Genomic DNA, 22948 nt, shown 5'->3' on the forward strand with positions numbered 1-22948 from the left:
ATTCGTATGCAGTCTTTGCGCATTTTGATGTTCACCACATTTTACCCGCCCTATTCCTTTGGTGGCGATGCCGTGGGCATTCAGCGCATGGCCCGCGCGTTGGTGGCACGGGGCCATGACGTAACGGTGGTGCATGACGAAGACAGCTATCTGATCCTCGGCGGCAAACCCCAGCCCGAGGGCGAGCCTGACGGCGTGCGGCGGATCGGTCTGCGCAGCCGCAACGGCATGATGTCGAACCTGCTGACCCAGCAGCTTGGCCGCCCGGTGGTGCATGCGGGCCGTATTCGTCAGATTCTGGACGAACGGCAACCGGATATCATCTGGCACAACAACACCTCGCTGATCGGCGGGCCGGGCCTGTTGCCGATGGGCGAGGGGCTGAAGGTTTATGAAGCGCATGAGCATTGGTTGGTCTGCCCCACCCATGTGCTGTGGCGGCACGGGCGCGAGCTGTGCGACGACCGCCAATGCCTGCGCTGTGTGCTGAACTATAAGCGCCCGCCGCAGCTGTGGCGCTATACCGGGGCGCTGGACCGGGCGCTGGATCACATGGATCTGATCATCGCCAAAAGCGAATTCAGCCGCGCCAAGCATCGCGAATTCGGCCTGCGTCAGGACATGCAGGTGCTACCCTATTTCCTGCCCGATCTGGACCAGAGCGCCCTGCCGGAACCGGCGGCGCATGAGCGCCCGTATTTCCTGTTTGTCGGGCGGCTGGAAAAGATCAAAGGACTGCAGGACGTGTTCCCGGCCTTTGACCGCTATCCCGATGCCGATCTGCTGATCCTCGGCGATGGCGACTATGCGGATGAGTTGAAACAACAGGCCGCAGGCAATGACCGGATCAAGTTCCTGGGCCGCAAAACGCTTGAGGAACTCAACGCCTATTACCGAGGTGCCATCGGTCTGATCGTACCGTCCGTGTGTTACGAGACTTTCGGCATCATCTTGATCGAAAGCTTCCGGCTGGGCACGCCCGTCATTGCCCGGCGGCTGGGACCCTTCCCTGAAATCGTCGAGCGCGCAGGTGGCGGGTCGCTGTTTGAAACCGAGGACGACCTGATCACCGCAATGCGCGACCTGCAGCATCAACCCGACCGGCGCGAAGGGCAGGGGACAGCTGCGCGCGACGCGTTTCTGGACATCTGGCACGAGTCCTCGGTGCTCGAAGCCTATGGGGCCGCGCTGGCCCGTGCGGCGCATGACAAGGGCGATCACGCGCTGGCCCGGGCGCTTGAGGCCGGAGCGTTTGAGCGCGGGGCCACGCATCAACCCCCCGCCAGATCAGGACGGGCGATCCAATGAGCTCTGACAAAAGGCCAAAAAGCTCATTTTCCGGGCGGGTTGCCCGATGGGTGTTGGGGTTGTTCCGGATCATGCTGTCCGGGGTGCTGGTGGTCTTTGTGATCCTGATCGGCTTCCTCTGGCTGGTCGTGACGGCGAATACGGCGCTGCGGGATCTCGAGTTCGCCATGCGCGCGACGGAAGATCACGAACGCCTGCCCGAACCCGATCTGTCACGTCTGCAGCAGGCCGCGCTTTTTGTAACGGCCCAGGTGCTGCCATTGCGCCAGCCCGGATATCATCTGATCACACCCGGCCGTGTTTTCCGGGATTGTGCAGACTGCCCCGAACTGGTCGAGGTTCCGGCAGGCTATTTCCTGCTTGGCTCTCCGATCTTTGAAAAGGGGCGTTATGTGCATCTGTTTATTTACCGCCCCCTTCGGAAACAGCTGAAACATGCCAACCGGGAAGGCCCGAGACGTCTGGCTCGTATCCCGCGCCCGTTGGCCTTTTCCCGCTATGAGATCACGTATGGGCAATGGAAACAGGCGCAGGAAGATCCCGACTGGTTCGCGATCACCGGGCGTGAGCCGTATTTTCCTGAAGTGGAGCCTGGCTATCGCGACGACCAGCCCATGACGCCGACCGAATGGAGCGATGCAAAAGCCTATGCCGCTTATCTGAGCGTCAAGACAGGGCACACCTATCGCCTGCCAACCGACGCGGAATGGGAATACGCCGCCCGGGCCGGATCCGTGACGCGGTTTCCATGGGGCAATGAGGTTGGGAAAGACAACGCCGTCTGCATCAATTGCTCTACCATCTGGCCCGAGCGCACGATGGCCCCGGTGGGCCTGCATCCGCCCAATGATTTCGGGCTTTATGACATGCATGGCAACGGCTTCGAATGGGTCGAGGATTGTTATGAATCCTATCATGACCCGGTGAGGATCGACGGCTCTGCCTATGTGCAGGACGAATGTGAATTCCGGGCCATGCGGGGTGGAGGATCGTATTCACAGGACTGGCAGAGCCGCTCCGGGTTTCGTGTCGGACCACATCATTACAATCGTGGCTATGGGCATGTCTTTCGTCTTGTCCGGGAACTGGACTAGGGTGCCAGCGTTCCAATCCGATGCGCGTTGGCCATGACCGAAAAGGTGATGGTTGTGGCCGGAATGCTGGGCAGGCTCGAGGCATCGACAAGATGTACCCGTGACAGACCATGCGGTCGCCCAAGGATGTCGGATTGCCCCGCACCGGGCGCCTTGGCCATGGGGACCGAGCCGCCGACGTGAAAGCTGGACCCCACACCGCCCGGACGGCGGGCGAAGCTTAGCGGTGTAAGCCCCGCCAGTTTCAGGACCTGCGCCATGCGTGCCGTGGCGCGGGCCATGACCTGTTCGGTTTCGTCATTACTCTGCACTGCCGGAACAAGCCGCCCATCCGCGGCCAGCGTCAGATCGATCCGGGCGGAATGGGCCGAGTGCATAAAGGCCTGCGCCACGATCAGCCGCCGTGCCAGCATTCGCCATAAAGGGGCCGATCCCGGCAGTTTCGCGCCGTAGCTGCTGATCAGGTCATGGGCGTAGAACTCGTTCCAGGTATAGACCTGCGCGTGCACCAGATGGGGTGAAATCTCGGGGTCGTCCAGCTCGATGAAAATCTGCGGCAGGGTGTGATAGGGCCTGCGATCCGGACGGCGCGGCGTGCGCCAGCGGTGCAGGCTGGGCAGAAAGAAATGCTGGCTGTCCTGCAATTGCAGACCGGCGGACGGGTCGGGTGAGGATGTCAGAAGCAGACGCGCCGTTTCCAGAACGCCTGCAGCCACAAAGATGCGTGTTGCTTGCAGGGTCTCGCCATCCTCCAGCGTCACCGTGACGTGGCCCGATTGTTCTTCGAACCGGCGGGCAAGGCCGGTGCGGTATTGAAAACCCGCGTGGTGGCGCAACGCGTCCAGCGTTTTCCGGGCGGAATAGATGTATCCCCATGGGCATCCATGCAGGCACTGACCGCAATACTGGCAGTCGGGTTCCACGGCCAGACGGGCCAGCCCGGCATGGGCGCCAAGCTCCGACAGGCCGGCTTTCTGCTGCTCCAGTCGCTGCAATATTTGCTGCGCCTGTGCCGACGGGATCAGCGGTACCCGGTCCTGCATCGACAGGGCGGGGAGCAGATCCTGCAAGGCATCCTGCCGCCCGCTGATCGGAAGAAACTGCGCGACAGCGCGGTAATGCGGGGCCAGATCCCCGGTCATCAGGGGCCAGTCGGTGATGTCCGCAGCGCGGTTGGGCAAAACCGCCGAGCCCCAAAGGTTGGACAACCCACCGGCGGCGTGCGAGGCGCGCAGCCCGATCCGATCCGGCGACACCAGCGTTTCGTCCCCCGGCACCATGGCGAAATCCGACCCGAAGCGGCGCACCTGCCCGGGTGGCGTTTCGAATTGCGGGGCCTGCCAGCCCTGCACATCACCAGCGGTCCAGATATCGGGGTCCGAAGCGGCCAGCTTTTCTCGGCGGTCCTGCGCCGGGGCCTCCAGCCTGCGGCCCCCGTCCAGCATCAGAACCTGACGGCCCCGGTTCAGAAGCGCCGTGGCCACGGATACGCCCGACGGGCCCGATCCGATTACCAGATCAGTCACGGGACAGGGCCCCGCCGGTCACGCGGAAACCGGCCGTTTCATCTCGGCGACAATGTCGTCGATGATCTGCTGCAGCGACCGCATCGGGCGGAACCCGGTGACGCGTTCCAGTTTCGAGACATCGGGCAACCGGCGCTGCATATCCTCGAACCCTTCAGGGTAAACTGTGTCATACGGCACGCATTGGATTTCCGAACTGGACCCGGTTGTGCGGATCACCTGTTCGGCCAGTTGCCGGATCGTGACCTCCTGATCGGTGCCGACATTGAACACGTCACCGAGTGCATCAGACAGGGTCATCAGGCGGCACATGGCCTCGACCACGTCGGCCACATGGCCGAAACAGCGCGATTGCTCACCCGTGCCGTGGACCATCAGCGGTGCGCCTTCCAGCGCGGATTTGACGAAATTCGGCAGCACCATGCCATAGCGCCCGGTCTGGCGCGGGCCGGTGGTGTTGAAGAAGCGCAGAACCGTGACCGGCAGGTTGGATTCGCGCGCATGGGCCAGCGCCAGAAACTCGTCCAGCGTCTTGGCGCAGGCATAGGACCAGCGCAGGTTGCGGGTGGCGCCAATGGTCAGGTCGCCCTCTTCCTGAAACGGGAAATTGGTGCTTTTGCCGTAAACCTCGGAACTTGAGGCGATGAAGGTATGCGTCTTGTTGACCAGCGCCGCATCCAGCACATTCTCGGTGCCTGCCACATTGGTCAGGATCGAGCGGCTGGGCTCGTCCATGATCAGCTTGACGCCCACAGCGGCGGCCAGATGAAACACCACATCCGCCGGGGCAACCAGATCAGCCACCAGTTGGCGATCCAGAATACTGCCTTTGACAAAGGTGAAGTCCGGGTGGTCCGCGACAGAGGCCAGATTGGACATCAGCCCGGTCGACAGATCGTCAAGGATCGTGACCCGATGCCCTTCACTGATCAGCCGTTCCGTCAGATGGGACCCTATGAACCCGGCTCCGCCGGTAATCAGAATATGCATGTGTTTGTACCAGTCACTTTCCAAGAACCAATTTCACAGACGCCCCGGCCACAGCCAAGGACAGAGTCCGATGTGCCTACCATGATTTTCCCCGCACCATCGCCCGCACTCCGCGCATCACTTTGCGCGCTGTCAGGTAAGGCCCGCCGCGCCCGGCCAGATGCGCCTGCCAGCGGGTGAGGTCGTTGAAATAGAACATCTCGAGCCGGGGCAGGTCGTAGATGTCATCCTGCGGACCGGCCACGCCCAGCCTTGTGCCGACCGAGGTATCGTAATACTGCGCAATCTGCCTGAGCACCCGGTGGTTTGACGCGCCATAGGGCGGGGCGAAATGCCGGACCGGCTGGCCCAGCCGGGCGGTGATGTCCTGGCCCGATCCGGTCACCTCTTCCTCCAGCGTCTCGAGGTCCAGCGAGGACAGGTCGGCATGGCTGATGCTGTGTGCGCCAAACTGAACACCTTCACCGGCCAGCGCCTCGACCCGGTCCCAGCCCATCAGCGGGCGGGCGGGGATGTTGCCCCCGGCCCAACTGTCGCTGCCGCCCATCAGGCCCGAGGGCAGATAGACGATCGGGCAGAAGCCATGATCGCGCAGGATGGGCCAGGCGGTGTCGGCGAAATCTTCAAACCCGTCATCGAAGCTGATGATGACCACGCGGGGCGCAGGCGGGCTGGCCAGCGCATCCGGTGTCACCACCGGCAGGTTTGACTCGGCCAGAGCCTGCATCTGCGCGGCGAAGATGTCGGGCGCAATCGAAGTCGGCCCCGGCGCATCCGAGATCGAATGATACATCAGGATATCGGCCTGCCAGGCGGGCATGGTCAGTCTTCCACCACATGGGTGGCAAAGACCTCGCGATACTTATTCCATTTCGCGCGGTCGACATGGCCCTTGCCGTCGATGCAATCCGCCGCGCCATAGGCCATCGCAAAGGCATGGTGGGTATTGTCATGGGCAAACAGCCCCTGCCGTCCAAATACGAGCAATCCGTCCAGATCTGAGAGCCACTGATCGACGGTATCGAACCGCTCTTCATAGCCCACATCGTAGACCGGATAGGCATGGCTCAGCCGCCGGGTTTCGCAGCGGCGCACCGGCACGGTTACGGGCAGGCCCAGTTGCCCCAGCCATTTGGTGAATTCCTGCCCCAGTTCCTCATCGGACATGGACCACCATTTTTCATCCGGATCGCAGGGCAGTTCGGCGCACAGCACGGTGACGCCCTCTGGCGCACCGCTGGCGTTATAGTTCTTGGGCTCCGACATGCGGCTGATCGGGATCGACAGTTCCGGGAAATAATGCGCATCGAACTCGGTGAACTGGTCGGTCTCCAGCACCAGATACAGCAGGATCATACCCCGGAACCGAATGGCGCGGGCGGCCTCGACCACTTCTGCCGGAGGGTCGCCGATCAGGCGCGTCAGCCCGGTTAACGGGATGGTCGACAGGATCAGGTCGCCGGTCAGGTGGCGCTCGCTGTCACAGTCGCGGATCGTCAGGCCGGTGATGCGGTTGCCGTCCCGCTCGATGGCGGTGATTTCGGTGTTGAACAGGAAGGTGGCCCCGTTGGCTTCTGCACTGTCCCGCATCGCGTCCGAGATTTGCCCGAACCCTTTGCGCGGATAAAAGAACCGCCCCGCGGTTTCGCTGCGCAGCCCCGGCAGCAGGCGCAGCATCTTCATCAGGATCTTGCCGACCGAGCCGCTGCCGACCCGACGCTCGGCCAGTTTCACCGCCAGCTTGTCCGGATCCAGACCCCAGAGCTTGCGCACATATGGGAAATAGAAGTTGTCCGAGATCGTCGGCCCTAGCCCGTCATAAAGCACGGTCGAGAATGTCTCGGGGCCAGCGCTTTTCTTGCGGAAGGGTTTCAGCGCCATGTCCCCGATCAGCGACGCGGCAAAGGGTTTGGGCAGGCGCATTAGCGCATCGGTCAGTTTCAGCGGGAAGTGAATCCACTTGCCGCCCAGCCGGATACGCCCGTGGCGCGGACGCAGCAGCAGATCGTCGCCCAGCAGCGTCTTCACATCGGCCAGCACCTCCGGTTCCGCCGCCGGGTGAAACCGATGCGAGCCATAATCGCAGATTACGCCCTCAACCGGGAACGAGGCCGAATTGCCCCCGGCAATGGGCGCGCGTTCAATCACGGTCACCTTGGCCTGCCCGGTCAGGGCATGGGCGGCGGCCAGACCGGCAGGGCCAGCCCCCAGTATGATGATTTCAGGCGTGTTACCGCCATTGGGTCGGGAAACATCCGTCACTTGCACTCTTCCTTTTGGGAACTAGCCGGGGCGCTGAACCGCATTCCGGACATGGTCAAAACCAGCGCGCCAAACCCGCCCGCTGTAAACAACACAACCTGCCAGACCAGCCCCGCGGCCACCACCGCGGGCGCGCTGGCGCCGAAAGGGGCCAGAAAGCCAGCCAGCGTCGCTTCGCGCAGGCCCAGCCCGTTCAGGGATACCGGCAACACCGCGATGATCTTGGCCAGCGGCCAGGCGAAAATCCACGGGCCTACTGCCACATCGACACCTGCCGCAATGGCCAGCCACCAGGCCAGCAGGACCAGCACCAGCTGGATCAGCACCGAGGCGATGAAGGCCACGGCCAGCGCACCGGGCTTGCGCCCCATCCCGGCCAGCGCATCGGCCAGACGATGGGCAAAGCCTTTGCCGGGCAGCGACGGGATATAGCGCCAGGGCAGGGGCAGCAGGCGCGGTAGCGCGACCATCCCCGCCAGCGCCGCCAGCAGGACCAGCGCTACCGGCCAGATTGCATGCCTGCCCTCGGCACTTTCCCATGTCAGGACCAGACCAAGGCAGGACAGGGTCAGCAGCGCCACCATATCGATCAGCCGGTCAACAGTTGCGCCCGCAACAACCTGCGCGCCGTCCTTCATCGCCGCCTGCGCCAGACCGGCGCGCACTGTATCGCCGCCGATGGCCCCCGGCAGGCACAGGTTGGCCGCCAGCCCGGCAAAATGCGCCCGGATGGCCAGCGGGGCGGCAAACCCGCGCCCCAGCAGCAGCCACCATTTCAGCGCCGCACCCACATGAGCCAACAGGAACAGGACCAGCACGCAGGCAAATACCCAGATCGGGATAGCCTTCAGCGCCGCCACGATGGCCTCGGCGGGCAGAATCCAGAACAGGACCGCCAGCACCAGAGCCGATCCGGCAACCCGGATCAGCCAGCGTCGTTGATTTGGGTCAGAGAGCATTCTGCCGCTCGCCTCACGGTCTGAGATGCAGCCGCGAGATCATGTCGGCGATCAGCCCCAACGACCAGATCATGATCGCCGCCAGAAACGAGAACACCGCCGTTTCGCTGAGGTTCCAGTAGAACATGTCGATAATGAATTTCACCGTGCCCAATGTGAAGAACGCCAGACCCAGCGGGATGAACACCCGCAGCGGATTGAACAGCGTGCTGATGCGCAGGATCAGGATGATGAAGTTCAGGAAATCGATCGGCCGGATTTTCGATTTGCCCACCCGCTTGCCGTATTCGATCGGCGTATAGATCATCCGCTTGCCGTTCGAGGTCATGCACAGCGTGATCGTGGTGGTGAACGAGAAATTCTGCGGCAGCAGCGGCAGGAACGGGATCAGCTCGGATTTGCGGAACACCCGCAGGCCCGAGTTCAGATCGTTGATCTTGCGCTCGGCCAGGAACGAGGCGAAGGCGAACAAAAACTTCTTGGCCGGTTTGCGCAGCAGCGGCACGTTCTTCATCGCCGCCCCCCGGTCGCCCACCACCATGTCCTGATCCCGGCACATGGCCAGCATGCCCGGCAGGTAACGCGCGGGATAGGTGCTGTCAGCGTCCAGAATAGCCACATATTCATGTTGCGCCATCCGCACCCCGCGCTTGAGGCTGGCCCCATAGCCGGAGTTGACATCGTTGAAGGTGACGGTTGCCCCGCTGGCCTCGGCCTCGGCGCGGGTGTTGTCCTGACTGGCATCGTCCACCACGATGATCTCGTAGGGAATGCCCAGCGGTTCCAGATGGGCGCGCACATCTTCGACCGTGCCCCGGACGGCGTTTTCTTCGTTATAGGCAGGAATGACCACGCTCAGGCTCATGCCCGATGTATCCGGCGCACCGGTTGTGGTGTTGTCCGGGGTGATCTGCTCGGCAACCTTGTTCATGAAAATGGAAACCCTTTACGTACTTAATATGTATTCTACCCGGCCTCATCCGCGTGGCATGTGTGATCGTTCCGGGCGCGACGGGCTCAATTCCCTCTGCCGCCCATAGTATTCAAACACAGACAGGCTGAATATAGACAATAATTTTGACCAAATTCGATCTTTCCGGCGTCTTGTTGTACACGCCGCCCACAAACTGTCATCCTGCCTTGTATTTCAATGCTTTCAACCGTCTCTGCGCCTGTGCGGCAGCGCAACACCGGGTTTTCCAGAATGTTCGGATGTCTGAGGCCCAGTACGCCGCAGAGTGAATGTTTCCAAATCGGCTCTTATCAGGGCTGAAGCGCCGGTTTGATCCCGAATTCACCGGGTTGCTCTGAGTTGCGGCACAGGCGCGTGACCGGGACATTGGCAGGCGTCTCGACAGTGTTGTCTCTAAACCGATACGCTACACCCCAGAATGCCGGCGGTTTCGTGTGGCAGTAGGGCAGTGGGAAGGATTTTGATGTCACGGGGGCGGCGTTTCACCAGCGGCGTTGCATGGATGTCCGTTGGCGTCTGGGCCGAGCAGGCATTCAATTTCATAATCATTGCCATCCTTGCGCGCTTGCTTGGGGCCGAGGCCTTTGGCCTGGTGGCAATGGCCGCCGCCTTTGTCCTGTTTTCCGAATTTCTGGTCCGCGAAACCATATCCGAGATTTTGCTGACCCATGACACGCTGACGCCCGAACGGCTGAACTCGGTCTTTTGGCTGCTGGCGCTTCTGGGGGCTGGCCTGACCGTGCTGATTATTCTGGGTTCTGGGCCGGTCTCGGGGTTTTATGACGAGCCGGTTGCCGGGCAATTGCTGATCGGGTTATCGCCAACGGTGCTGATGATCTCGCTCACGGCGGTGCCGGTGGCGCTGTTGCGGCGCGAGATGCGGTTTCGCGTTCTCGCCTTGCGCGCGGTGCTTGGTGCCATCGTTGGCGGGGCGGTCGGGATCGGAATGGCCCTTGCGGGCTACGGGGTCTGGAGCCTGGTCGGCCAGCGGGTGGCAATGACCGCCACCAATATCGTGATGGCCTGGGGGGCCGTCTCGTGGCGACCGAGTTTCCACGTCTCGGGGCATCAGATCCGGCAGGTTCTGCATTTCAGCCACCGCATCATCGGGCTGCGGGCGGCCGAACTAGTGGCGGTGCAATCGCCTGCGGTTCTCATCGGGGCGATGCTGGGTCCGGTCTCAGCCGGGTATTATGCGATTGCCTGGCGGGTTGTGGAAACGGCGTCGTTCCTGACCATCACGCCGTTGCGCATGGTCTCGCAGCCCGCTTTTGCGGCGGTGACGCGCGGGGGCGGCAAGGCGTCCGAGATGCTTTTGGATGTCATGCGCCTGACCGGGTTCGTGACCTTTCCGGCCTTTGCCGGATTGGCGGTTCTGTCGGAACCGGTGCTGGTTCTGTTGTTTGGCCAGAAATGGATTCCGGCAGCCCCGGTTCTGAGCCTGATGTCCGTATTCGGAATGTATCTCTGCACCGAAAGGGTGCAGCAGACATTCTGCCTGGCGTCAGGTCAGCCGGGCAGGCTGGCGGTGTTGTCGTGGATTGAGGTGGTGCTGGCCGCCATTGCGATCACGGTCGCCGCCCCCTACGGCGTGCCGGTTGTGACGGCGGCCTTTATCGCGGTCTTTCTGTTCATGTGGCCGTTCAAATTCGCCAATCTGGCAACGATCTCGGGGCAGCCTGCGCTCAGGCTGGCGTCGCTGCATGCCCTGCCCCTGATCTCGGCGGGGATCATGGCGGCGGGCGTTGCGGGATGCCTGGCGCTTTTGGGCAATCAGGCAAACATTATGCGTCTGACCGTAGGCATCCTGACGGGTGTGGTGATTTACACCTGCCTCGCCTTTGTGACGATGCGAGGCAGGTTCGCAGTGCTCAAGGCGCTGGCCGCCCGGGTATGATCTCACCAGATGGGGCTGCCCATTCGGAACGTGATTTTCTGTTCTTCGCCATCCTGCTTTTTCAGGTAAGCGATAACTTCGTTTCCCGCCTCCAGCGGATCAAATCCGAAACGGCCCAGAGCTTTGTCTCCGTTTCGGGTCAGATCAACCGGTTGGGCCGCAGCGCCGTTGACCTCGACCGAAGCCGCATCGACATCCGCTGCGCCGACCTGCAGTTCGATCTCGATCGGGGTATCGCGCCTTAACGGTTCATGCAGGATCAGCTGTGCCACCGCGCCTTTGGCATCAACCGGGTGCACGCGCGACGGTATATAGGCATCCGGATTCACACGCCAATATATGACGGAAAGCATGCCCAGCAGGAGCAGCGGATAGATCCAGCGCAGAACGCCCATCCCGCGCCAGATGCGCCTGACAGAACCCTGCGCCGGGGTCGCAGGGGCCAGACGGGCCGCATAGATAAGTGAGCCGGTAAAGGCCAAACCCGTGGCCACAAGCCCCAGAACAATCCAGAGCGCCATTGAAAACGCGCCGCCCCAAAGCCCGTAATGCAGCAGTTCCATCAACAGTTCCAATGTGCCCAGCCCCTTCAGGTCATCCGGCGTGTGGACACCAAGAACCTCAAGCGTCAGCGGATCCACGGCGACGGTGCTGCCTCCGCGCAGTTCGGAAAAATCCGGATGCGGGCCGCCGAATTTCAAAGCGCCCCCCTTGCCGCCGGGAATGACCAGGATGTTCGGCTCAAGGCCGGGCAGGGCGTCGCGCGCATTGGCTTCGGCCTGGTCGATAAGGGTCCCGCCAAACCCTTCGGGCAGGGCGGTTTCACGCGGGGCGGGGGGTGGAAATTTCAGTCTTTCCCCTTCGATCCCCAAACCGCCCAGCAGGAAGTAGAAACTGGTGATGGCAATCACAAGAACCAGCGGCAATGTCCACAAAGCCGTCAGCCGATGGGCCCCCCCGGCCCATGACCGGAGCCCGCCCGCGCTGCTGGGCCATCTGAAAAACCCTTTCCAGAACCGCCGGTAGGTGATCAGCCCGCTGACCATCTGAAACAGCAGCAGGATCGACGTTGCGCTGAAAAGAATGAACACAATTCTGCTGTCGGTCAGAAACGTATCGTGAAGACCCGCAAGAATGCTGGCGAACCCCGGATCGCCTGTCTCATAGACGACGGCACCTGTGGTGGGGTCCGTCCAGTAGCTTACGCGTTCTCCCCATCCCGAACGCCCGAACGTACGGTCCACAAACCACGGCGCGGGGCGTTTGAGGATCACGAAGGCATCGCCTTCGGGGTGGGCGGTTTTGATCCCCTCGTAGATGTCGCCGAAGCTTGCTGTACGCTCGTCTTCCGCGGCAGAGGTCCAGATCGCGGGCCGACCTATGGATTCAAGCTCGAACCCGGCCACAAGCAATGTGCCAGTCAGAAACATGAATGTGAAAAAGACGGAAAGATATAACCCTATCCAGGTGTGAAGCCGGAATAACTGGTTACGGATTTTACGAGTCATGGGAACACAATCGGCCAATGGATTCGGGTGATAGTAACGCAATTAATTGGGTCGAAAAGAAGGACGCAATAACGCAGGCTGCATCCGGTGTCATGCCCCGGGGATTTAGACCGGTTCTGTGGCGGCAAGCACACTGCATTCTAAAACATTTCTGCCGATTGACTGTTGCGCGAATCTGCAATGGCACAGGATGGTATAAGCGTGACCGAGCCGGCGGTGTGTAACCGGCATTCGTAGATGTTAAGCAAAGAAATGATATGAAAACGATTTCTATTGTCTCGCCGTGTTTCAATGAAGAAGACAATGTCGCGGATTGCTACGAAACCGTTAAAGCGATTTTCGACAAGGATCTGCCCGGTTACAGGCGCGAGCATATTTTCATCGACAATGCGTCGACCGACCGGACAGTCGAAATCCTTCGTGACATTGCGAATAACGACCCCGATGTGAAGGTGGTGGTGAATGCGCGGAATTTCGGCGTATTCCGGTCTGCCTTCAACGGGTTGCGTTATGCCGAGGGGGATGCGGTTATCGTCATTTTGCCGGTGGACCTGCAGGATCCACCCGAAATGATCCCGGAATTCGTCGAGCTTTGGGAAAGCGGATATGACGTCGTCGCCGGCGCGCGCAGCACCCGGGAAGAAGGGTTCATGATGCGCAGGGCTCGTGGCATTTTTTACTCTATTGTCAATGGGTTGTCGGATGTATGGCTGGAACCGTCGGTGGGAGAGTTTCAGCTGATCGATCGCAAGGTTCTGAAGGCTGTCCTGTCCCATAACGACCACTATCCGTACATCCGTGGCATCATCGCAAGCTGCGGGTTCCGCAGGATTATCGTGCCTTATGTCTGGCGGGCCCGGAAAAGAGGCTTATCGAAACACAGCTTGATGGCGCTGACCGATCAGGCGCTGAATGCCATTTTCTCATTCACGCGCGCACCGATGCGGTTCTGTACATTCAGCGGGTTGGCGATTGCCGCAAGCTGCATTCTGTTTTCCCTGTTTGCCGTGCTGATGTATTTCCTTGATCCGAACCAGGCTCCGCGCGGAACCACGACCATCATCGTGGCGCTGTTTTTCCTGTCGGGGATTCAGATGCTGTTCATCGGCATGTTGGGAGAATACATCACTTCGATCCACAATCAGGTCCGAGGCGGCCCGATTGTCACCGAACAGGAACGTATCAACATCGAAGGCCCCGCCCGGGATCCGGCGCTGATCAAAGACGAGCATTCGGCATGAGAGCATGTCTGGTTCCACTGCGGTGGTGCGGTGGTGCGGTGGCGCTGTGGGCCTGCGGCGGGCCGGTCTGGGCCGCGGATGCTGCGGTTACAAACGCCACGCTGGCCGAGATGCGTATCTGGTTTGCCGCGATGGCCGCGGCATCGGTGCTTTTGCTGGCTGTGTTCTGGTCTCGCGGGAAATTGCTGTTTGGTCTTTTGGGCGCGGTGGTGCTTTTGGGCAGCGCGGCCAGGTTGTGGCTGACACAGCCGCTTTGGTTTCCCAGACTCGAAATTTCGGCGGACCCGCCTGAAAACCTGATCATGCTGGCGGTACTGGCCGCGCAGGCGGGGCTGACGTTTTTTGTCCTGATGCGGCCTGCCGGTCGGGCGGCAATACGTGGCCTGTTCGCGCAGGCCGGGGGATTGCGACTGGCCCTGTTAGTGGTGCTGATCGCGGCTTTCGGCGTGTCAGCCACGCCCTACATCAACTATGGCTACTATACCGCCTTCGGGCTGCAGATCGGCGTCGGGGGCGTTTTGTCCCTTGTGCAGATCGCCACGCTGATTGCGGTTTTCACCGTCTCCGGCCCCGATCAGGCCCCGCGCCTGCCGGTGTCCGGTCTGGCCCTTTTTGCGACCCTTGCCAGCGCCGTACTCGCCTGGACGGCCTTTGACCGCGTGCCGCATGTAGAGGATGAGCTGTGCTATCTTTTCCAGGCCCGCATCTTTGCCAGCGGTGCCCTGTGGAGCCCGGCCCCGCCCGAGGCCGCCCAGCCTGCGCTGGAGTATTTCCTGCTCGATATTCGGGATGACCGCTGGCTTTCGGTCTTTGCGCCGGGCTGGTCTGCGATCCTGTCCATCGGCGTGCTCATTGGGGCACCCTGGCTGATCAACCCGCTGCTGACCGGGGCCTCGGTCTGGCTGACCCATGACATCCTGCGGCGCACCGTCAGTCAGGAGCGTGCCGATCTGGTGGCCCTGCTGATGGCGACCTCACCATGGGTTCTGGCGGTGGGCGCGTCTTTGATGGCGCATTCGGCGACAGTCTTCATGATTCTTGTCGGCCTGTGGTGCCTGCTGCGGGCGGGCCCGGGGTCGGCGCTGCGCAGTGTTGCATTGACGTTTGTTGCCGGGCTGGCTCTGGGCTGGGTTTTTGTGATCCGGCCGCTCGACGGAGTGATCGTGGGCGGTTTGGCGGGCCTGTGGCTGCTGCGCCGCCTTCCCACCGGGGTCGGGCAGGTTGCGACCTATGCCGTGGGCGGGGTGCTGTCCGGGTCAGCCTTCCTGCTGTTCAACTATGCCTTCACCGGCCAGATTTTGCTGACGCCGCAGGCGGATTACTTCGTCCGCATCTGGGGGGAAACCGGGAACGCCTTTGGGTTCGGCCCAACCGTCGGGCCGCCAGCGAAAAACTTTGGCGCGCTTGACACGTGGCCCGGTCACAGCCCTCTGGAAGGGCTGATCAACATGCTGCACGGGTTTGCGGCGCTCAATATGGAGCTTCTGGGCTGGGTTTTCGGCTCTCTCATACCGATCTGGGTGGCCTTGCTTTGGCGCAACAGCCTGACAAGGTTCGACTGGGCGATGCTTGCGGTTTTCGTCACCATCATCGGCGCGCTGTTCTTTTACTGGTTTATCGGCGGGTTCTATATCGGCCCGCGATACTGGTACACGGCGGCTCTGCCGGCGCTGGTTCTGGCCGGGGCCGGGATTGAAGAGGTCCGCCGCCGCCTGCCGGAAAAATACCACGGTCGTCTGGGTGGCATTGTCCTGTTGTTATGCGCGGTCTCGGTCGTCAGCTTCACCACATGGCGCGGTGTTTCGAAATATCAGGACTACGGCAACTATTCCGGCGATATCAGACGGATGGCGCAGGCCGAAGAGATTGGGAATGCGCTGGTGTTTGTGTCTTCGCAACGCAATATCGGGTCCGCGCTTTACCTCAACGACCCGTTCCTGCCGCCCGACAAGCCGATCTTCCTGCGCGATCTGGGGCCCGAGCAGAACGCAGCCGTGATCGCAGCCTTCCCCGGGCGCGAGGTTGTCTATCTGGGAGGCACCGACTAGGCGAAAGGATTATTCGGCGGCGTGCCGGGTATCACCATTCACGAAGTTGCGCCGGAAATCATTGGCAAACATTGTGCGTGTAAACCGCCCCAGCCCCGAGGCGTGTTCGCCAAAGGTTTCGATCCGGGACAACAGGGTGGTTTTCACTCTCGGATCGACCTGGGTCTGGAAATTGCGCGGCTCATCGAATTGATAATCATGCAATGCGCCTTCATACCCCGAATTCCGCCAGGCCTCGACATCGAAGGACGAACTCCAGACGGGTTCATGCTCCAGGCTCTCTGAGAACGGCACATGCAGCATCACGGCGCTGTAGTAATTGATGATCGTATCAAGCATCGTGTGCGCTTGGTGGTCATCCTTGTCCAGAAGGTCGCTGATGGCCTGTTTCAGGAAATCAAGCGCCTCGTCCAGCACGATGAACCGGCCAATCATCGAGTATTTGCTGAGCAGATTGCCCCCCAGTTCTCCGCTAATCAGGTCATCATAATTTTCCTGCGCCCAAGCGGCACAATCGTCCCGGGTTTCGAACAGTTCCTGCTGGTTCTCTTCCAGATATCCGGCCACCGCATCCCGGAAAGGCTCGGGGGCCTGAGCGAGAATGTCCTGCATATGTTTGACGATCAGGAAGGGCCGGATGCCGCGGGACCGCGCCAGCCGGAAGGCTTCTTCGAAATTGTCTTCGTAGTAGAAGATCGTCAGCAGCAGATGGAAAACACGGGTGTCCAGATAGTCCTGGAACGAGAAATTCTCGGACTGCACCACCATTTCTTCGGTCTCGACCACGGTTGGGCCGGTATATTTACCCAGGCAACGGGCGACGACCCGGTGCAGGGTCTTGAACCCGAATTTCTCGCGGCTGTCGGGATTGGCCAGCGGTGCGCCGTGCAGCAACATCAACTGGTGTGCAGCCACCCGGCTGACTCCGGTTTCGATCAGCTTGTCCACCGCATCCATGAAGGATTCCTTGGTTTCACCCGGCATGCACAGGATCAGTTCGCCATAGGACTGCATGCCTTTTGAATGCAGTTCCTGCTGGACCTCGGCATAGGTATCCAGACTGATATTGTCGCGTTTGATGTTCTTCAGAACTTCGGGGTTCAGAGACTGAACCGACGAGGTCATCGGCAACCGGCCCTTGGCCTTGCGCATCACCTTGATGATCCGGTCGCCCCGGTTCTTGCCGGTCGTTGTGCGGATGTATTTGGGCCAGTCGTACCGTTCCATCAGATGGCCCAGATAATCGGCCACCTCTTCATCCTGCACATACATGCCGAAATTGTCGTCGGCAAAACAGAGCGGGCTGGCGTGGTTGATGCGGGCCACGATGTAATCCAGATCAGCCTTGGTGCGTTCGAACGAATGGCGGAATACCTTCGAGTTCGATTTGACCGCCGAGTTGCAGAACGCACAGGTGAAGGGGCAGCCACGCGCCAACTGCATCAGTGCAAAAAGCCCGGTGTCGAAGAACTTGTCCATCAATCCGGCAAGATAGGGCGAGGGGATTTCGTCCAGATCACGGATACGGGGCGGTTCGCCCCCCCGCAGGATCTCGCCGCTTTGGGGGTGGACGTAAAGCGCGCCATCGACCGCTTCTTCCCACATGCCCTCGCGGCGGGCACCGACGTCGATGAATCGCTGCAGCGTACTGAGAAAGGCGCGTTCGCCTTCGTAGGTAGGACCGCGCACATGCATGTCGATCTGCGGCATGGTCCGGATCCAGCTGTCCTGTTCGTCTTCGGTCAGCGGAAAGTTGGGGCCACCCATCAGGGTCAGGGTGTCGGGGCTGACCGCTTTGATATAATCGGCGAAAGACAGGGCCAGATGGTGGTTCCAGGAATAACTGGAAAAGCCGATCACATCCGGGGCGGCGGTGTCGATCGCAGTTCTGAGCTCTTGCGGGTCGCGAAATATCTCGACCTCGATCGGCGTTGGACTTTTGGCATAGGCTTTGGCGAAAGTCGCAAGATTCCCAACACCCAGGGGATAGGTGTCCGATGTTGCGGTGACAAGGTTATGACCAAGATCGGCAAGATAAAGACGCATCGACGATTACCCTTCTGGTACTGATTAATAAATATGCTCCGATATGATGCCACGCCGGACAGACCGGCAGTGGATCGAAAGTGTTTCTATATGCGGTTTCAGGATCACTATATCAGACCTCTGCCTGCCACGGAAATCGCTCGGTGAGTGCCCTGGAAACAAGTATAAAGGCCAGAACGGCAGCCGGCAGGACCACCAGCCCCTGCGCGACGATTGGCTGTAGCCCGGCCATCAGCAACCCCTCCAGCGAGAGGGCGTTGAATATGTAAACCGCCCCGTAAGACAGCAGGTAAAGCGGTAGTTTTCCAAACCCCTTGGTGTCGAATACAAGCCGGGCGTGGGTCATGAAATTCCACATCATGCCGACAATGAAGGCCAGGATCAGGGCCACCTGCGGCGGCAGGCCCGCAAGATTCAGAACGCTGAAAAGCGCAAAGCCAAAGGCGGTATTCACCACGCCGACCAGGGCGAAAAGCATAAAGGACTGCTTGCGAAGAACAGGTGCGCGTTTCATGCCGGTTCCTTTTTGGCCCCAAGAATCCGGGTCACCCCCGAGACAATATCATGGTGCGGCGCAAATCCGGCCTCGTCCCGCAGCCGGGTCACGTCTGCCGCCAGCCGGTCCGGGTCGTCCGGTGCGCGGGTGATTGCGCCCAGCCGGATCAGATCGGGGCGGTGCATCTGGTTTGCGACCTCTGCGATCAGCTCCCGCACCGGGATTGCAGTGCCGCTGGCCACATTGACCGCGCCGGTCACGTCCGTTTCCAGCAGGCAGAGCAGCGCGCGGGCCAGATCGTCCACATGCAGGAAATCCCGCTCCTGCAGCCCGTCGGTACAGTCCACCGGCTGACCGGCCCGGAGGTTCGAGATCAGATCGCCAAGCAACCGCCCCGGTGGTTCCCCCGGCCCGTAAACAAAAAAGATGCGCGCCCAGACCAGCGACAGGCCAAGCGCATCCTGCGCTTTACACAGCGCCAGACCGGTCCCGGCCTTGGCCGCCCCGTACAGAGTGTGGGGCTGCAAGGGGCTGGTTTCGGTCAGCTTCGGCACAGACCAGTTATATTCGGCGCAGCTTCCGGCGCAGACCGCGCGCTGTCCGCCCGCGCGCGCGAAGCCCTGCACCAGATGCAGCGTGGCTGCCATCCAGTTCAGATTGGCCCCAGAGGTCCAGCGGTCGCGCGGCCCGTCATGCCAGGCCAGATGAACCAGGTGGCCGGCGCGGGCAGTTTCAAGCGCTTTGGTCGTCGCGTCGGGGTCCAGCAGATCGCAGGTGATGTCGCTGGCCGGGTTCCGGCCCAGCGTGATCACCTCATGCCCCGCCTTGGTCAGAGCCGAGGCCGTCGCGCGCCCGATCAGGCCGGTTGCGCCGGTCAGCAGAACCCGTGCCATCAGCTGATCCGCACTTCGGGCACGGCGGTGGCGAACCGGGTGCCATGGGCCTTGAGGTCGGCCAGCTGATCCGTGACCTCGTCCCGAATATTCCAGGGCAGGATCAACACGTAATTGGGCGGTGCCTCGCGCAGCGCCTCGACCCCGTGCACGGGGATATGGCTGCCGGGCAGCAGGGTGTTCTGCTTGGCCGGGTTGCGGTCGACGCAGTAGGAAATCAGATCGGGGCCGATCCCGGCATAGTTCAGCAATGTGTTGCCCTTGGCCGCGGCACCATAGGCGGCGATGGTATCCCCCCGGGCTTTGGCCTCGCGCAGGAAGGCGAGCAACCCATCACGCAGCGCTTCGACCTGACCGGTGAAATTCATATACCCTTCCGGACGGTCAAACTGCGCCGCTGCTTCGTCGGCGCGGACCTTGGCCAGACCGGGCCCTTCGGAATGGCTGGCCCCTTCAAGGCAGGCGAACACCCGCAGCGAGCCGCCATGGGTGGGCAGTTCTTCGACGTCAAACACGCGCAGGCCCGCTTTGGCAAAGATCTTCTCGACCGCCAACAGCGACAGATAGGAATAATGTTCGTGGTAGATCGTGTCGAACTGCACTTCGTTGATCAGGTTCAGAAGGTGCGGAAATTCGACCGTATAGACCGCATCACCCGTCAGCAGGGTGGCGATCCCGGCAACGAAATCGTTGATATCGGGCACATGCGCCAGAACATTGGCCGAGGCGATGAGCGACGGGGGTTTCTCGGCCGCTGCAACCTTTTGCGCCAGCGCCTCGCCAAAGTAATCGACCAGCGTGCGCACGCCCTTTTCTTCGGCTGCCCTTGCCACGCTGCCGGATGGCTCGATCCCCAGCACCGGAATGCCCTGTTCGACGAAATACTGCAGCAGATACCCGTCATTCGAGGCGATCTCGATCACCAGATCATCCGGTCCCAGATCAAGCCGGGCGACCATCTTCTGGACATAAGCCTTGGCATGGGCCAGCCAGCTGTCCGAATAACTGGAGAAATAGGCGTAATCCGCGTTGAATATCTCATCCGCCGGTACCGCATCTTCGACCTGAACCAGATAGCAGTCGTTGCAGACCCAGGCGTGCAGCGGATAGCGCGGACAGGCTGTATTCGCGCGTTCGGGCGGGACGTAGGAGTTGGCCAGCGGTGAAAGCCCCAGATCGACCAGTGTCTGGGTCAGGGTTGCGCCACAGCTCCGGCAGGCGGGGTGTGTCATTGCGGCATCCTCCAGCGCAGATCCTCGCTCAGCGTGCCATTGCGGATATGCTCTTCGAGCGCCTTCAGCCGCATCAGTGGCGAGGACCTGAAATCGGCATCGCCAAAACCGATATCGTTCAGCAATTGCAGCAGATCCCGAATGGTGCCTTCAAGCGTCTGAACCGGCTGATACGCGGGGGCCAGCTGGCTGTAGAGCGAAAAATCGACCTTGTACGACCGGTTGTCGGGCGAGGCATCGGGATTGATCGAATAGCTGGCACCCGGAACCGCATCGGCCACGGCCTGCGCCAGATCGCGGATCTGGTAATTCCAGACATCCGACCCGGCATTGACCGCCAGCCATTGGCCACCGGCCTCTTCGGTCCGGGTGATCGCCCAGTCGATGGCCCGCGCCATGTCGCGCACATCGATCAATGGCCGCCACGGGCTGCCATCGCTCAGCACGGTGATCTTGCCGGCGGTGACCGCGCAGGCGGCAAAGTCGTTCAGCACCAGATCCAGCCGCAGCCGGGGCGACGGCCCGCAGGCGGTGGCAAAACGCAGCGCGGTACGCAGCATCCCCGGCGTGTCCATGGCCGCCAGCGCGCGCTCGGTCCCGATCTTGCTGCGGGCATAGGCGGTCAGCGGGTTCAGGGGCGCATCCTCGGATCGGGCATCGCCCTCGGCGAAGCCATAGACCGAACAGCTGGAGGCGAACACAAAGCGCGACACCCCCGCCTCGGCGGCCAGATGCGCGGCGTGGACAATGGCGTCCTGATTGATCTCGGTGGTGACGGTTTCAAACCGCGCGCCCATCGGATCGTTCGAGATGGCGGCCAGCGCAACAACCGCATCGGCCCCCTGAAACAGCGAGGCGTCAATGTCACGAATATCAGCGATGATCTGTTGGTTCAGATACCGTTCGGGCCAGGCATCATGCGTGGTCAGCCGGTCCGAGAAGAACCCGGGATCAAGGCCGATCAGATTGGCGTTGGGATAGGATTTCCGCAAGGTCGCAGCCACGACCGGGCCAATATAGCCCAGATTGCCAAGCAGTATGATTTTCGGAGCGGAACCCAGCGTCATTCCCAGACCTTCCATGGAGCATTGCCTTCCTGCCAGCGTTCCTCGAGCTGACGACGATCGCGGAGCGTGTCCATCGGCTGCCAGAAGCCGTGATGGCGGAAAGCCATCAGGTCGCCTTCGGCGGCCAGTTTTTCCAGCGGATCGCGCTCCCAGATTTCCAGATCCCCATGCAGCAGTTCACCGACCGAGGGGTGCAGCACGAAGAAGCCGCCATTGATAAAGCCGCCGTCGCCGCCTGGCTTTTCGGCGAAACGCTCGATCTGGTCACCGGCCAGTTCCAGCGCGCCAAAACGCCCCGGCGGCACAACCGCAGTCAGCGTCGCACGTTTGCCGTGGTTCTTATGAAACGCGACTAGCGCCCGGATGTCGACATTGCCGACCCCGTCCCCGTAGGTCATGCAAAAGGCCTCTTCATCCTTGAGCAGATGCATGACCCGGCGCAGCCGCCCGCCGGTCTGGCTGTCTTCGCCGGTATCGACCAGCGTCACCCGCCACGGTTCCGATCTGCTGTTTGCGATCTCAAGCTTGCCATTGGCCAGATCGACCGTCACATCCGAATTGTGCAGAAAGAAATTCGCAAAATATTCTTTGATTACATAGCCTTTGTAACCTAGACAGACAATGAAATCTGTAATCCCATGCGCCGCATATATTTTCATGATGTGCCAGAGGATGGGCCGCTCGCCGATCTCGACCATGGGTTTTGGGATTCTAACGGTTTCTTCGCTGAGCCGGGTGCCCAAACCGCCGGCCAGAATAACGCACTTCATAAAATTGCTCCCTTTGCAATAAGGGGTCAGTCATCAATCGTAAACGACGAACCTTGGCCAGCCATGACCTTGTTCCCGGCAAACATCCAAGCGCAGTAGGCGGAAGCACCATGCCCATGTCAAGATTCACCGGGCAGCGAAGTTCGGGGGTTGGGAATTGCAGCCGAACTGATCCTGATGGGCGCACAATGCGGAGAAGTTGATCGCATTGTTGATGCGGATTTCCGACCGGTGGCGGGATGGATTTTTACCCCTGCCGCTGCCCGGGCGACCCTCTGGGTACCGCGGGGGGAACACGGCTTTGGGGATCGTTGCCGATATGCTTGCCGGGCGGTCGGAACGGTCGTTCCCGCCACCCTCGGTGTGGAAAAAATAAACCTTGCAACTCAAGCCGTTGAACGGTGCCGGTGGATGCCCTGCCAGTGGACCCGCTTATGGATCGGGCAACCCGCCGATATCCGTTTTGGCGGGAAAACAGGCACAGGTTATGCGGTGACTTTTTATGGGGCCATCGGCCCGGCCCGTGCGTCATTTTTTCAGCGCGCACTGGCCGCATGAAAATCCCGCGTTCAATATTTAGGCGGCCTGTGAGGATTTTGTTGTGAATCGATGTTATCCTCTTATAGCTTGATGTTAGT

Annotated in this window: 19 protein-coding genes; 6 read left to right on the forward strand and 13 right to left on the reverse strand. The window is 61.1% G+C overall.

From position 1 onward, the window contains the following. Positions 1–27: 27 nt before the first annotated feature. Both ACR0K1_RS19385 and ACR0K1_RS19390 read left to right on the forward strand, forming a co-directional pair. Positions 28–1308, forward strand: a complete 1281-nt coding sequence (locus ACR0K1_RS19385; RefSeq protein WP_480851541.1) for a glycosyltransferase family 4 protein — start codon at positions 28–30, stop codon at positions 1306–1308. Then, positions 1305–2402: a formylglycine-generating enzyme family protein gene (locus ACR0K1_RS19390; protein WP_480851542.1), complete on the forward strand. Its 1098-nt coding sequence runs from the start codon at positions 1305–1307 to the stop codon at positions 2400–2402. Before ACR0K1_RS19385 ends, ACR0K1_RS19390 begins: the two co-directional genes overlap by 4 nt. Here ACR0K1_RS19390 and ACR0K1_RS19395 read toward each other — a convergent pair. From ACR0K1_RS19395 to ACR0K1_RS19420, 6 genes are all read right to left on the reverse strand, one after another. Beyond that, positions 2399–3928, reverse strand: coding sequence for a GMC oxidoreductase (locus ACR0K1_RS19395; protein ID WP_480851544.1), 1530 nt, complete (start codon positions 3926–3928; stop codon positions 2399–2401). The genes ACR0K1_RS19390 and ACR0K1_RS19395 overlap by 4 nt on opposite strands. An 18-nt stretch (positions 3929–3946) precedes the next feature. Then, positions 3947–4918: an NAD-dependent epimerase/dehydratase family protein gene (locus ACR0K1_RS19400; RefSeq protein ID WP_480851546.1), complete on the reverse strand. Its 972-nt coding sequence runs from the start codon at positions 4916–4918 to the stop codon at positions 3947–3949. Between the two features lie 76 nt (positions 4919–4994). Next, positions 4995–5738 carry a polysaccharide deacetylase family protein gene (locus ACR0K1_RS19405; RefSeq protein ID WP_480851547.1) on the reverse strand — a complete coding sequence of 248 codons (744 nt, stop codon included), beginning with the start codon at positions 5736–5738 and terminating at the stop codon, positions 4995–4997. Positions 5739–5740: 2 nt separating this feature from the next. Continuing rightward, positions 5741–7180, reverse strand: a complete 1440-nt coding sequence (locus tag ACR0K1_RS19410; protein ID WP_480851548.1) for a protoporphyrinogen/coproporphyrinogen oxidase — start codon at positions 7178–7180, stop codon at positions 5741–5743. Beyond that, entirely contained in the window at positions 7177–8139 is a 963-nt protein-coding gene (locus tag ACR0K1_RS19415) for a lysylphosphatidylglycerol synthase transmembrane domain-containing protein (protein ID WP_480851549.1), read from the reverse strand. The genes ACR0K1_RS19410 and ACR0K1_RS19415 overlap by 4 nt, the downstream gene beginning before the upstream one ends. A 13-nt stretch (positions 8140–8152) precedes the next feature. Next, positions 8153–9070 (reverse strand): glycosyltransferase family 2 protein, encoded by a 918-nt coding sequence (locus ACR0K1_RS19420; protein WP_480851550.1) that lies wholly within the window; start codon positions 9068–9070, stop codon positions 8153–8155. A 505-nt stretch (positions 9071–9575) separates the two neighbouring features. On the opposite strand from ACR0K1_RS19420, the gene ACR0K1_RS19425 reads away from it, so the two are divergent. Then, on the forward strand, positions 9576–11009 hold the full coding sequence (locus ACR0K1_RS19425; RefSeq protein ID WP_480851552.1) for a lipopolysaccharide biosynthesis protein: 1434 nt from the start codon (positions 9576–9578) through the stop codon (positions 11007–11009). A 2-nt stretch (positions 11010–11011) separates the two neighbouring features. Here the strand turns inward: ACR0K1_RS19425 and ACR0K1_RS19430 are convergent, their stop codons facing one another. Beyond that, positions 11012–12517, reverse strand: coding sequence for a PepSY-associated TM helix domain-containing protein (locus ACR0K1_RS19430; RefSeq protein ID WP_480851553.1), 1506 nt, complete (start codon positions 12515–12517; stop codon positions 11012–11014). A 257-nt stretch (positions 12518–12774) separates the two neighbouring features. Here ACR0K1_RS19430 and ACR0K1_RS19435 point away from each other — a divergent pair, with 257 nt between their 5' ends. Together ACR0K1_RS19435 and ACR0K1_RS19440 are read left to right on the forward strand one after the other, a co-directional pair. Then, on the forward strand, positions 12775–13758 hold the full coding sequence (locus tag ACR0K1_RS19435) for a glycosyltransferase (RefSeq protein WP_480851555.1): 984 nt from the start codon (positions 12775–12777) through the stop codon (positions 13756–13758). Continuing rightward, positions 13755–15806: a hypothetical protein gene (locus tag ACR0K1_RS19440; RefSeq protein WP_480851556.1), complete on the forward strand. Its 2052-nt coding sequence runs from the start codon at positions 13755–13757 to the stop codon at positions 15804–15806. The genes ACR0K1_RS19435 and ACR0K1_RS19440 overlap by 4 nt, the downstream gene beginning before the upstream one ends. A gap of 9 nt (positions 15807–15815) precedes the next feature. On the opposite strand, the gene ACR0K1_RS19445 is transcribed toward ACR0K1_RS19440, so the two are convergent. The 6 genes from ACR0K1_RS19445 to rfbF form a co-directional block, all read right to left on the reverse strand. Next, positions 15816–17852, reverse strand: coding sequence for a B12-binding domain-containing radical SAM protein (locus tag ACR0K1_RS19445; protein ID WP_480851558.1), 2037 nt, complete (start codon positions 17850–17852; stop codon positions 15816–15818). 112 nt (positions 17853–17964) lie between these two features. Continuing rightward, positions 17965–18330 carry a GtrA family protein gene (locus tag ACR0K1_RS19450; RefSeq protein WP_226689875.1) on the reverse strand — a complete coding sequence of 122 codons (366 nt, stop codon included), beginning with the start codon at positions 18328–18330 and terminating at the stop codon, positions 17965–17967. Between the two features lie 32 nt (positions 18331–18362). After that, positions 18363–19241 carry an NAD-dependent epimerase/dehydratase family protein gene (locus ACR0K1_RS19455; protein ID WP_480851560.1) on the reverse strand — a complete coding sequence of 293 codons (879 nt, stop codon included), beginning with the start codon at positions 19239–19241 and terminating at the stop codon, positions 18363–18365. Next, positions 19241–20473, reverse strand: coding sequence for a methyltransferase domain-containing protein (locus tag ACR0K1_RS19460; protein ID WP_480851562.1), 1233 nt, complete (start codon positions 20471–20473; stop codon positions 19241–19243). Before ACR0K1_RS19460 ends, ACR0K1_RS19455 begins: the two co-directional genes overlap by 1 nt. Continuing rightward, positions 20470–21555: an NAD-dependent epimerase/dehydratase family protein gene (locus ACR0K1_RS19465; protein ID WP_480851563.1), complete on the reverse strand. Its 1086-nt coding sequence runs from the start codon at positions 21553–21555 to the stop codon at positions 20470–20472. Before ACR0K1_RS19465 ends, ACR0K1_RS19460 begins: the two co-directional genes overlap by 4 nt. Next, entirely contained in the window at positions 21537–22310 is a 774-nt protein-coding gene (gene rfbF / locus ACR0K1_RS19470) for a glucose-1-phosphate cytidylyltransferase (protein WP_480631434.1), read from the reverse strand. The genes ACR0K1_RS19465 and rfbF overlap by 19 nt, the downstream gene beginning before the upstream one ends. Before the next feature lie 150 nt (positions 22311–22460). On the opposite strand from rfbF, the gene ACR0K1_RS19475 reads away from it, so the two are divergent. Further along, entirely contained in the window at positions 22461–22868 is a 408-nt protein-coding gene (locus ACR0K1_RS19475) for a hypothetical protein (protein ID WP_480851565.1), read from the forward strand. The last annotated feature ends 80 nt before the right edge of the window (positions 22869–22948 follow it).

Source organism: Ruegeria sp. F5 (assembly GCF_056533845.1).